The organism is Kaistella sp., from assembly GCF_032060305.1.
Lineage (GTDB): Bacteria > Bacteroidota > Bacteroidia > Flavobacteriales > Weeksellaceae > Kaistella > Kaistella yananensis.
Window position 1 is genome coordinate 1 of the sequence record NZ_DAMBHK010000001.1, and the last position, 11,197, is coordinate 11,197.

Annotated in this window: 12 protein-coding genes and 1 pseudogene; 3 read left to right on the forward strand and 10 right to left on the reverse strand. The window is 37.7% G+C overall.

The genetic code is table 11. The features are described from left to right. A pseudogene (locus V5N63_RS00005) lies at positions 1-315 on the forward strand (hypothetical protein); the annotation flags it as partial. A 51-nt stretch (positions 316-366) separates the two neighbouring features. Here the strand turns inward: V5N63_RS00005 and serS are convergent. The 10 genes from serS to V5N63_RS00055 form a co-directional block, all read right to left on the reverse strand. After that, a complete protein-coding gene (serS, locus tag V5N63_RS00010; RefSeq protein ID WP_332031904.1) occupies positions 367-1,635 on the reverse strand; it encodes a serine--tRNA ligase in 1,269 nt (422 codons plus the stop codon). Positions 1,636-1,723: 88 nt separating this feature from the next. Further along, positions 1,724-2,221: a hypothetical protein gene (locus V5N63_RS00015; RefSeq protein WP_332031906.1), complete on the reverse strand. Its 498-nt coding sequence runs from the start codon at positions 2,219-2,221 to the stop codon at positions 1,724-1,726. A 15-nt stretch (positions 2,222-2,236) separates the two neighbouring features. Beyond that, positions 2,237-3,481 (reverse strand): oligosaccharide flippase family protein, encoded by a 1,245-nt coding sequence (locus V5N63_RS00020; protein ID WP_332031907.1) that lies wholly within the window; start codon positions 3,479-3,481, stop codon positions 2,237-2,239. Positions 3,482-3,507: 26 nt separating this feature from the next. Next, positions 3,508-4,629 carry a glycosyltransferase gene (locus V5N63_RS00025; protein ID WP_332031908.1) on the reverse strand — a complete coding sequence of 374 codons (1,122 nt, stop codon included), beginning with the start codon at positions 4,627-4,629 and terminating at the stop codon, positions 3,508-3,510. A gap of 65 nt (positions 4,630-4,694) precedes the next feature. Then, positions 4,695-5,399, reverse strand: coding sequence for an RluA family pseudouridine synthase (locus V5N63_RS00030; protein ID WP_332031910.1), 705 nt, complete (start codon positions 5,397-5,399; stop codon positions 4,695-4,697). Between the two features lie 49 nt (positions 5,400-5,448). Further along, entirely contained in the window at positions 5,449-5,961 is a 513-nt protein-coding gene (locus V5N63_RS00035) for an NUDIX hydrolase (protein ID WP_332031912.1), read from the reverse strand. Further along, positions 5,962-6,867, reverse strand: a complete 906-nt coding sequence (xerD, locus tag V5N63_RS00040) for a site-specific tyrosine recombinase XerD (protein ID WP_088468202.1) — start codon at positions 6,865-6,867, stop codon at positions 5,962-5,964. It lies immediately after the preceding gene. A 13-nt stretch (positions 6,868-6,880) separates the two neighbouring features. Next, complete coding sequence (locus V5N63_RS00045; protein WP_088468201.1) at positions 6,881-7,306, reverse strand: deoxycytidylate deaminase; 426 nt, start codon at positions 7,304-7,306, stop codon at positions 6,881-6,883. Positions 7,307-7,335: 29 nt separating this feature from the next. Then, positions 7,336-8,103, reverse strand: a complete 768-nt coding sequence (locus V5N63_RS00050) for an enoyl-CoA hydratase/isomerase family protein (protein WP_332031914.1) — start codon at positions 8,101-8,103, stop codon at positions 7,336-7,338. An 82-nt stretch (positions 8,104-8,185) separates the two neighbouring features. Further along, the gene (locus tag V5N63_RS00055; RefSeq protein ID WP_332031916.1) at positions 8,186-9,682 is read right to left on the reverse strand and encodes a catalase; all 1,497 of its coding nucleotides are present in this window, start codon (positions 9,680-9,682) and stop codon (positions 8,186-8,188) included. Between the two features lie 109 nt (positions 9,683-9,791). On the opposite strand from V5N63_RS00055, the gene V5N63_RS00060 reads away from it, so the two are divergent. Next, positions 9,792-10,739 (forward strand): LysR substrate-binding domain-containing protein, encoded by a 948-nt coding sequence (locus tag V5N63_RS00060; RefSeq protein WP_088468198.1) that lies wholly within the window; start codon positions 9,792-9,794, stop codon positions 10,737-10,739. Positions 10,740-10,928: 189 nt separating this feature from the next. After that, positions 10,929-11,197, forward strand: a 269-nt coding sequence (locus tag V5N63_RS00065) for an S-adenosylmethionine synthetase N-terminal domain-containing protein (protein WP_332031919.1), incomplete at its 3' end; no start/stop codon positions are given.

Below are 11,197 nucleotides of genomic sequence, written 5' to 3' on the forward strand. Positions count from 1 at the left end.
ACTGAATTCCTGAATGAAATTGCTAAGAACACGCCGGATTCAGAGAACACCAAGCCTAAAACGAAAAGTGATTCCCTTGAAGTTTATGGTAAGCAGATGGCAAAAGGAATGGTTGGAATGATGAAAATGTTTAATATGAATCTGAACAGCACAATGAAGTTTCAGAAACCCATAAAATCCATCGTAGGAAAGCATGATTTTGTAAAACAGATTGATAACAAAACGATACAGATTAACGTAAGGACAAACGATCTTCTGGACAACGGAAAAGCTCTTACCTTTAAAGACAAAAAAATTATTGTCACTACAGAATAACAAAAACCACCGATTGCGGTGGTTTTTTATTTAAGATCGTTTTTGTTTATCTTAATCGATTATGTCGAATCTTGCGTACTCTGCAATTTTGGACGGAATTTTAATGCCGTTTTCGGTTTGGTTATTCTCCAGAAGAGCGGCCATAATTCGAGGCAAAGCCATTGCGGAACCGTTTAACGTGTGAACTAACTGTGTTTTACCTTCGTTTTTAAATCTGCATTTCAAACGGTTCGCCTGGAAGGTTTCAAAATTGGAAACTGAGGATACTTCAAGCCATTTTTCCTGAGCAGCGCTCCAAACTTCAAAATCATAAGTCATCGCTGAAGTAAAACCCATATCACCTCCACAAAGTCTTAAAATTCTGAAAGGCAGTTCAAGATCAACCAGAATTGATTTTACGTGCTCTACCATTTCTTCAAGGGCAGCGTAAGAATTTTCAGGTTTTTCCAGACGTACAATTTCTACTTTTTCGAACTGGTGCAGTCGGTTCAATCCACGTACGTGTGCGCCATAACTTCCGGCTTCACGTCGGTAACACTGCGAAAATGCAGTATTTTTTATCGGTAAATCCTTTTCGTCCAACAAAACATCGCGGTAAAGATTTGTTACCGGTACTTCTGCGGTTGGGATGAGATATAAATTATCTTCGTTCACGAAATACATCTGTCCTTCTTTATCAGGTAGCTGCCCGGTCCCGTAGCCAGAAGCCTCATTCACCACATGTGGCGGATTTACTTCCACATAACCGGCATCTGTATTTTTATCAAGGAAATACTGCACCAGAGCTCTCTGAAGTCTCGCACCCTTCCCGAAATACACCGGAAAACCTGCGCCGGCGATTTTCACCCCAAGTTCGAAATCAATAAGATTGTATTTTTTTGCAAGTTCCCAATGCGGAATTGCGCCTTCGCCCAAACCTTCAACATCGTGTGACTGATAAACGATTTCGTTATCGTCTGCAGTAGTTCCTGCAACTACCTTTTCGTAAGGAATATTGGGAATTACATAAAGAATTTCCGCAAGTCTGGCTTCTGCATCCTTTAATTTCTGCTGAAGAATCTGTATATTTTCTTTGTATTCAGCGGTTTTTGATTTGGCAGTTTCAGCTTCTTCTTTTTTACCTTCTTTCATCAAAATCCCAATTTCTTTCGAGATTTTATTCATCTCAGTCAGGTTCTGATCGAGTTCGAACTGAAGTTTTTTCCTTTCATCATCGGTAGAAATGGCTTCGTCAACCAACTCAATCTGTTTGAAGTTTCTTTTATTTAAACCTGCCGTAACGCGTTCTTTATTTTCGCGCAAAAAATTAACCTGTAACATTAAATCTAATTTTAAATGGGGATTTTAGATGGTCTAAAATCAAAGTTCCCGCAAATTTACAATTTTTAAAGAGGATTTGGGTAGTGATTTACTTTTGAATCTTCACAATATTAGGTTCGTCTGCAACCTTTGTGAACTGTAAAACATTGTTGTACCAAATTTTCGAAACCTGGAAGACTTCCGGAGTTAACCGATATTGCACCGTCATGGTGTCATTAATGGTCGCTGTGGTGGAATCGGTAATGCTTTTGGTAAAGGATAATGCGATCTTCGATTCGTATGTTTTTAAACTTCCAGAGGAGTCGATTCCGATTCTTCGGGCACCGGCGATATATTCGATATAGCTTGCCGTATCGTTGTCTTTTTTTGAACTGAAATTTACCGGAGCTGTATCGGTAAGGCCGTACACATCGTTCATTTTGGCATTGGTATAGCCGCCTTTAATATTGGTATTCAGCATGTCCTGATCCGCAGAATCGATGTAGAGCTGGATTATCTGATCGATTTTCTGCACGGTAGCTTCGTCATTTCTACACGAAAGAAATGCAAAAAAAGCAATCACGGAAAAGAAAAACAGGTTTTTCATTAAGACAAAGATAATTTATTTTAAATTTTTGAGATAGGTTAGAAAGATGAACATCAGCAATAATCCACAAATAAATGTACTTAAGGTCATACTTAATGCCATTCCAATAATTCCCCAACGATCGACGAAAACCAATGAGAAAATAGATAATAATAGTAAATTCAATATTGAAATGAGCGTATTAAACTTCATCAAACCTACCGCAGAAAGTACGGTTCCATATAGATTTCGAAGAAGTATATTAAGACAAAAACCGCCCAGCAATATTGTGAAAACGTTCGTATTGGAGCTATAATTCGAATTAAAAAAAAAGGTTAGAATATCCACTCTGAATAAGTAACAAATGATAAAAATTGCAAAGGATAAAGGAATAAATATTTTATAATAATTTTGAATATAAAATGTTAGAAAATTTTTATCTAAATAGTTCTTTGCCAAAACTGGATAATCACTTTGCATAAAAGTTGCCGCTAAAATTGTAATATTTGATGGAATTAGAATGGCCACCTTATAACTTGCCACAAACCCCTCATTCATTAGAATACTTAGAATAATAATGTCCAAAGAAAAAAGCGCATCAGATAGAAATCCACTGAAAGAAGTATGTATCGCATAATCCCAAATGCTTTTCTTGTCATACCTTATTCTTAAATTCGACGAAAAATATTCTTTTTTTAACCAAATCAAAGCAAAAAACGGAGTTACACAAGTTGCTGCAAGGTATCCCCATAAACCAAAAAAATATGATAACAATAAAAGAAGGACAAATCCAGCTATATTAACAATATTACTAAGTCTTGCAAATTTTTTATTATTCCCTAACATTCGATGATGAGCCTGTATATGATTTAAAAAATAAAATCCAATAAGGCGAATGGTAAAAAAGAGGAAAATATATATAATATCTATATATTTTGTAACAAATAAAAAGCTGCAAAGTAGAAAAGCAGAACTTAACAGTACTTGGTATGCAAAACCTTTTTTTAAAAGAAAATTTGAAAGGTTGCGCTTCTCTAAAAAATCATTCGTAAGAGAGCCAAATCTCAGTAGACTATGGTGACTGCCGAAGCCGCTGAATGGCATAAATAAGGCAAAAATAGAAGCTACAATACTAACAACTCCAAATTCATTGGGTGGCAAAATTTTGATTATAATTAGCGATCCTAAAAATCCACAAATTTTTGCTATTAAAAGGGAGAGGAATACATGATGACCTTTGTTTTGTAAAAAACCTCTAATAAATTTCTGTAAATTTTTCACTTTTAATAAAAAGTTTTTTAGTACTGTTATTCTAATATTTGGCGGTAAATGCAATCAAATTTGTGGGAAATTTTATCCACAGAAAAACGATTTTCCACGTATTCATGCAGTTTCTCCGGCTCATCAAAATGTATTTGTGCAGTAAGAACTTTTTTCATGGCGTAATATAGTTCATCTTCAGAATTTCCGATCAAAATCCCGTTTTTCTCATTTAAAATTTCAGGAATTCCACCTACTTTTGTTGCGATTGCAGGCGTTCCTGTCGAAAGCGACTCCAGAAGAACACAGGGAAAATTTTCATAATCGCTGAAGAGAATAAAACAGTTGCTGTTTCTCATTTTATCTGAAACTTCCTTTGAAGTTAGCATCGGAAAAGTTTTAATGAAACCTTCTGCATGCTGAGATTTAATCATCTTATTCAAGGTATCCACATCACCGTCACCGCCAATCTGAAGTTCAAAATTCGAAAATTCTTTGAATAAACGAACTGCCGCAGCGATAATTTTATCAGGATTTTTGATGCTGATAAGATTTGAAATATGTAAAAACGTAAACTTTGCGGGCGTTGCTTTTTTTATATGAAACAAATCTGTATCTACAACATTTTCAATTACTTCTATTTTTGTTTGAATGCCTGCTGTTTTTAAATCCTTGGAGAGATATTGACTTACAGGTAAAAGGAATGACGCTTTTTCTGCAATTCTTTTTGCTGTAAAAAGCTGAAGTTTAGAAAGTCTGTGTCTGTTTATTTGTAAAAATCCTGACCAATGTTCGGTGACGACAAAAGGAATTTTATATTTGTTTTTTAAATAAACCGCAAAAAACATGTTGTTCTGAAGAACGTTTGCATGCACTAAATCGGGTTTGTTGAGTTTCGAAAACCCCTTTTTATAGGCCTGCATTCGCCTTACAAAATTTAGTGCAGGATTCTGGGTTTGCTTATAATAAACAATTAAAGTGCGCAGGCTGTTTATATTTTTGTCGTCGAAGATAAATTTTTCCTGCTGCGCCCGGTCACCGATTGCGTGAAGAACTTCTACCTCATGAAGTGTAGAAACCGCTTCGGCATGGCGCTGCACAAAATTACCATTAGTAGGCTCTAATTTGTTCGGATACCACGAGGAAATAAAGAGGATTTTGTGCCGCATGCTTTTATAAACAAACAAAAATAGGGATTTATTTCTGCCAAAAAAAGCCTGAAAAGATTTAGACTTTAATTTTCGGTTTCACATGCTGCCCAAACTGAGTCATTTTGCGGAACAGGCGCTACAACTACAAGATTCTCTTTGGTGACGGGATGAATAAACTCTAATCTCCTCGCGTGAAGATGAATGCCACCATCGGGATTTGATCTGGATGATCCATATTTTAAGTCTCCTTTTATCGGAACACCAATTTTTGAAAGCTGCGCGCGGATTTGGTGATGCCGGCCTGTTTCTAAATCAACTTCAAGAAGCTGAAAGTTATCTAAAGTTTTTATTAACTGATAGCTGAGTACCGATTGTTTCGCGTTTTCTGTAGGTTTTATGAAAACGGTAGATTTGTTTGTTTTCTCGTTTTTGTGAAGATAATGAACCAGCCTTTGGCTTTGGGGAATCATTTCTTTGGCAACAACCGCCCAATACGTCTTTTTTATTTCCCGGTTTTTTACCATTTGCGTCAGTCGGGTAAGTGCTTTTGAGGTTTTTGCGTATATGACAAGTCCCGAAGTTGGCCTGTCGATTCTGTGAACCAGACCGAGGAAGACGTTGCCTGGTTTTTGGTCTCTTTTTTTGATGAATTCTTTAATGAGATCCAACAGTGAGGCATCGCCCGTTTTGTCACCCTGCACGAGTTGACCGGTTTTTTTGTTGATGATCAGAAGATGGTTGTCTTCAAAAACAATCTGTGATTCGATGTTATTTGCGGATTCCTGCATGGGTGAAATTTCGGGACTTCAAAATTACAAATAAAACTCCGCTTAAAAATTATAGGGTTTTATATTTTTCCAGAAAGATGCGTTGCGAATCGAAGGCAATATCATCTGGATTAATGTCTTGAATTTTCAGCCAAACTGTTTCAGAAATTTCAGAAATTTCCAGGTTTACTTCAAATTTTTCATCTGATTCGTATTCGTAAAAAAGATCTAAAGTGTTATAAATGATGTTTTTGTACTCATAAATATTGGGTAGGCTGGCGAGATATTTCAGTTTTGAAATATCAATCCTCATCTTCATTTCTTCGAAAAGTTCCCGAGCACAGGTTTCTTCAGCACTTTCTTTTGGATCTACAAAACCACCGGCCAAATCGAGTTTACCTTTTTTAGGTTCCTGATTACGTCTCGTCAGCAGAATTTCATCGCCACACTTAATCACTACAGCAACCGCTCCTGCAACATTGTGAAAAAGTATAAAATCGCAAACTTTACAGTTCCATTTTTTTTCTCCGTCCCAGTTTAGGCTTTCATTGCCGCATTTCGGACAAAACTTAAGATAATCCATTTATTCTTTATTTCTCGGATGATAATTCAGAATGACATCCCGAAGTTCTTCGTTTTTCAAGTGGGTATAAATTTCGGTGGTCGTGATGCTCGAATGTCCCAGCATTTCCTGAATATATCTTAAATCCGCGCCGTTTTGCAGCAGATGTGTTGCAAAGGAATGGCGGAAGGTATGCGGTGAAATTTTCTTGTTGATGCCGGCTTTTTCAGTTAATTCTTTAATGATGATAAATACAATCACCCTCGACATAGAAGATCCGCGACTGTTGAGGAAGAGGATGTCTTCACATTTTTTATTGATTTTATATTTCGAACGTATTTCCTTAATATATTGTTTGATGAGTTCTGCAGTATAAGCTGCCAAAGGTACAAAACGGGCTTTGTCTCCTTTTCCTTCGACTTTTAGGTATGATTCTTTGAAGTTGATATTCGACATCTTCAGATCAATAAGTTCCGAAACCCGTAGTCCGCATCCGTAAAGTACTTCGATCATGCAGTGGTTTCTGCGCCCTAAATCGGTGGAAATATTAATGGCCTTAATGATTCTGTTTACATCATCAAAACTTAATGTATCCGGAAGATAAAGTCCGAGTTTTGGGCCTTCGAGAAGGGTTGCCGGGTTATCCTCACGCGCTTCGTCTTCAACTAAATATTTAAAAAAAGCTTTTATGGAAGAAATCCATCTTGCTTGGGTTCGTTCGCTGAATTTTTTCTTGGAAAGGTGATAGAGAAATTCCTGAATGTTCTCGTAAGTTATAACCAGCGGCCCGGTATCATTCATGTCAAATTCTGCAAAATCCCGTAGCTTTCTCACGTCGCGAAGATAGGCATCGAGTGTATTGTCGGAAAAGTTCCTTTCGAATCTTAGAAAATTTTCGAAATCTTTAATTTTTTCATCCCAGGTCATAGTATTTGTGTTTTTATAAAAGGTTTTCTTTCGAAATTTGGAGAATTTCTATTCCATGATTCCGAAGAAACTCGACCCCGGCATTATCTGAATAATCATCCATGTAAACTATTTTTTTTATCCCCGCCTGTACAACCAGTTTGCTGCATTCTTTGCAAGGCGATAAAGTAAGATAGAGGGTGGCATCTTTTGCCGACTGAGTAGAACCAGCTAATTTTAAAATAGCGTTGGCTTCTGCATGAAGCACGTACCAATGGGTTTTTCCTGCACCATCTTCGCAGCAGTTTTCAAATCCTGATGGCGTCCCGTTATAACCGTCGGAAATAATCATCCGGTCTTTTACGATAAGTGCGCCCACTTGTTTTCTTTTGCAGTAGGAGAGTTTTGCCCATTCCATCGCCATTTTCAGGTAGGCTTTGTCAAATTTAGTAGATTCCAAAAAAAGAATATTTTATTTAAATGTTTACCTTAAAAAGCCGGTTTTCTTTTTTCTAAAAATGCGGCAACTCCTTCTTTTTTATCTTCCATTTCGAAGAGTTCGCCGAAGGATTTTATCTCTCTTTCAAAACCTTCTTTGGTTCCGGCAAGGTTTACTGCCTCGATTGCTTTCGAGATTCCCATCGGTGAATTTCTCGCAATTAATGAAGCAAGTTCCTTTGTTTTTGGTAAAAGTTCTTCAGAACTAAAAACTTCGTTTACCAGGCCAATTTCTTTCGCTCGTTCTGCGCTTATCATTTTTGCGGAAAAAATAAGTTCGTTTGCAATGCCTTTTCCTACCAGTTGAGGTAGTCTTTGGGTGCCTCCGTAACCTGGAATAAGTCCTAAAGTCACTTCCGGAAGTCCGAGTTTAGCATTTTCTGATGCGTAACGGATATGGCAGGCCATGGCAAGTTCTAATCCGCCACCCAGCGCAAATCCGTTTACAGCCGCAATTACGGGTTTGCCGAGATTTTCAATTTTGTTGAAAAGTGTTTGCTGGCCGTTTCTTGCTAAGTTTTCTGCTTCATTTGTTCCGAAGTCTGCAAATTCTTTGATATCTGCACCCGCAACGAAAGATTTTTCGCCACTTCCGGTTAAAATTATAACACGAACGGAAGAATCATTATTTAGGTTTTCAAAAGCATTGCTTAATTCCTGTATAGTTTTATAATTCAGTGCATTAAGGCTTTCCGGACGGTTGATTGTGATGAGAGCGGTTTTGCCCTCATTTTCAAGGATAATATTTTCGAAATTCATCTTTATGTTGCTTTTATTCGGTTTTTCGCAAATTAGTTTTTTTTTTCGAGCTGTTCAAGCTTTAATGCTTTAAATGAGGAAATTAAAACTCAGTTTTCGAGTGATTCATCATATTTGCATCGATATTGATCTGTAAGACCATCGCAATTTTCATCCCCAGTTCAATGTTTGCCCGGAAGAAGTGGCAGAGCTGACGGTTAATGATTTCATCTCTTTTCGGTCCCGAAATTCCTCGCATGGAACTGATGATATTGTAAATAAGACGATCGCGGTCTTCCTGATTCATTGCTTTGGTGTAAAGCAAGCCGGGTTGGGTGTAATGGTCGTCGTCGTCTTCATTTCGGTTGAAATGTGCCACGTTGGTGCTGTCTAAATCGTACTCGAAATTTTTGTACTGCGGATCGGGCTTTATATCATCAAAACTGTTAGGGAAATAATTTGGCATATCCTTATATCTGCTGGAATCTGCCATTGCACCATCTCTCTGATAATTGTTAACCGCAAACGGACACCGGTTTACCTCAAGTTGATTTGCATTAACGCCCACACGGTAGCGGTGCGCGTCGGGATAGGAAAATAATCTTCCCTGAAGCATTTTATCAGGCGAAAAACTGATTCCGTTAATCAGATTGCTTGGCGAAAATGCTGCCTGTTCTACATGGGCAAAGAAGTTGGCAGGAATCTCGTTCAGTTCCATTTCACCGACTTCGATAAGTGGGAATTCGTTTTTCAGCCAAACTTTTGTAACATCAAACGGATTCCAGCGGAATTCTTTTGCCTGTTCCTCAGTCATTACCTGAATATAAAGTGTCCATTTCGGGAAATTTCCGTTTTCGATGGCTGTAACCAGATCTTCCTGCGCAAAATCCGGGTTTTCGCCTTTCATTTTTACCGCGTCGTCGTGACTGAAATTTTTAATACCCTGTTGTGTTTTAAAATGAAATTTCACCCAAACTCTTTCGTTATCGTGACTAATCATTGAAAAAGTGTGTGATCCGAAACCATGCATATGCCGGTAGCCATAAGGTGTCCCGCGATCCGACATTAAAATCAGTACCTGGTGAAGTGATTCTGGATTCAGACTCCAAAAATCCCACATCATGGTAGCGCTCTTCAAATTTGTTTTTGGAACTCTCTTTTGGCTATGAATAAAATCGGGAAATTTTTTGGCATCTTTAATGAAAAAAACAGGCGTGTTATTGCCCACCAAATCCCAGTTTCCGTCTTCAGTATAAAATTTCAGTGCAAAACCTCTTGGGTCCCGTTCTGTATCTGCGCTGCCTTTTTCACCGCCTACGGTGGAGAATCTGGCAAACATCCTGCACTGGTTCCCAACTTTAGCGAAGAGTTTTGCTTTTGTGTATTTCGAAATATCATGTGTTACGGTAAACTTTCCGTAAGCGCCGCTGCCTTTGGCATGAACAACTCTTTCAGGGATACGTTCTCTTACGAAATGAGCTAAATTTTCCTGAAGCATAAAATCCTGCAGTAAAACCGGCCCTCTACTGCCAACAGTCTGGGAATCCTGATGTTCGAAGTAGGGCGCTCCTGAGCCGGAGGTAAGTTTTTTTGAGTCCATGATTAACTTTTTAAAGTAACAAATTTAAGGATTTTAGTGCTTTAGCAGGCTTTAATTTCGGGCAAAATGAAGAAAACAACGTATCTTTGTAATAGATAAACTTAATCAAATGAACATTCAGCAATTAGAATATCTTATCGCGGTAGATAAATATAAACATTTTGGTAAAGCGGCGCAGGCGTGCTTTATTACGCAGCCCACGCTTAGCGCCATGATTCAGAAATTTGAGGATGAGTTGGATGTGAAAATTTTCGACCGAACCACGCATCCAATCCGCACGACTGATGTTGGAGTTCAAATTATTGAAGAAGCCAAAAGGGTGATCGATGCGGTAAATGAATTGCGCAACAAGGCAAGTCTACTGAATAATGTTTTGGCCGGTAAGCTTAATCTGGGGATTATTCCAACAGTTTCCAGTTATATACTTCCAAGCGAGATTTTTGATTTTTTACATGAAAATCCAAAAATAGAACTTAATGTAAAGGAAATGACGACGGACAGTATCATCAAGGCCCTTAAATCTGGTGAGCTGGATGCAGGAATTATTTCCACACCGTATGATACTGCTAACGAATTTTACCAACATTTTCTCTTTAATGAAGAACTGATGATTTACTCTTCGGAAAGTACAACCAAAGATGATTCATTCGTTGTTCCTGAAGAACTCGACAGCAATAAAGTCTGGCTTCTGGAAGAAGGAAACTGTCTTCGTACACAGTTTGAAAACATTTGTCCTCTGAAAGAAAACTCTTTAAAGCCTAAAAATCTCGATTTTCTTGCTTCAAACATCAACACGTTAATTCAGATGGTGGATAAGGTTGGGGGAATTACTATTCTTCCCGAACTTGCGATTCCGCAACTGTCTGATTTACAGAAAGAAAAAATTGCGCGCTTCAGAAAGCCGTTTCCGTACCGCGAAATCAGTTTAATTTATTATAAGCCAACGTATAAGCAGAAAATTTTAGACGAAATGGCGCTTTCAGTCAAGAATTCCCTGGCTGAAAAACTGAATTACAATAAAAATCCGGAGGAGTATGTAAGCATAAAACCACAATGATTTTAATTAGGTTAATAAGTTTTGTGTTTCAACAAATATCTTTAAATTTGCAGACGATAATTTCATGAGGAAAAATTTGAACTGATTGCAACCTCCATAAAAAATGCTAAAACAGAATTTCTATTTTAGTTTCTTTTGTAATCATTCTACCTTTTTTCTTAAATTTTAATTAAATAAAACAAAAGAAATATGTCCTATCTATTTACATCCGAATCTGTTTCAGAAGGCCATCCTGATAAAATTGCAGACCAAATTTCCGACGCTCTTATCGATAATTTTTTGGCGTATGACCCCAATTCAAAAGTGGCCTGCGAAACTTTGGTAACTACCGGACAGGTTGTTTTGGCCGGTGAAGTAAAGTCTGAGGCTTACCTTGATGTGCAGGATATTGCCCGAAAAGTAATCAACGAAATTGGCTATACGAAAGGCGAATATATGTTCAACGGAGATTCCTGTGG

What these genes read in the sequence shown, in the direction of transcription:
- xerD (WP_088468202.1), bottom strand. Translation starts at nt 6,867, where the DNA reads ATGACCTGGGATGAAAAAATTAAAGATTTCGAAAATTTTCTAAGATTC.
- V5N63_RS00030 (WP_332031910.1), bottom strand. Translation starts at nt 5,399, where the DNA reads ATGCAGGAATCCGCAAATAACATCGAATCACAGATTGTTTTTGAAGAC.
- V5N63_RS00060 (WP_088468198.1), top strand. Translation starts at nt 9,792, where the DNA reads ATGAACATTCAGCAATTAGAATATCTTATCGCGGTAGATAAATATAAA.
- V5N63_RS00025 (WP_332031908.1), bottom strand. Translation starts at nt 4,629, where the DNA reads ATGCGGCACAAAATCCTCTTTATTTCCTCGTGGTATCCGAACAAATTA.
- V5N63_RS00050 (WP_332031914.1), bottom strand. Translation starts at nt 8,103, where the DNA reads ATGAATTTCGAAAATATTATCCTTGAAAATGAGGGCAAAACCGCTCTC.
- serS (WP_332031904.1), bottom strand. Translation starts at nt 1,635, where the DNA reads ATGTTACAGGTTAATTTTTTGCGCGAAAATAAAGAACGCGTTACGGCA.
- V5N63_RS00015 (WP_332031906.1), bottom strand. Translation starts at nt 2,221, where the DNA reads ATGAAAAACCTGTTTTTCTTTTCCGTGATTGCTTTTTTTGCATTTCTT.
- V5N63_RS00055 (WP_332031916.1), bottom strand. Translation starts at nt 9,682, where the DNA reads ATGGACTCAAAAAAACTTACCTCCGGCTCAGGAGCGCCCTACTTCGAA.
- V5N63_RS00035 (WP_332031912.1), bottom strand. Translation starts at nt 5,961, where the DNA reads ATGGATTATCTTAAGTTTTGTCCGAAATGCGGCAATGAAAGCCTAAAC.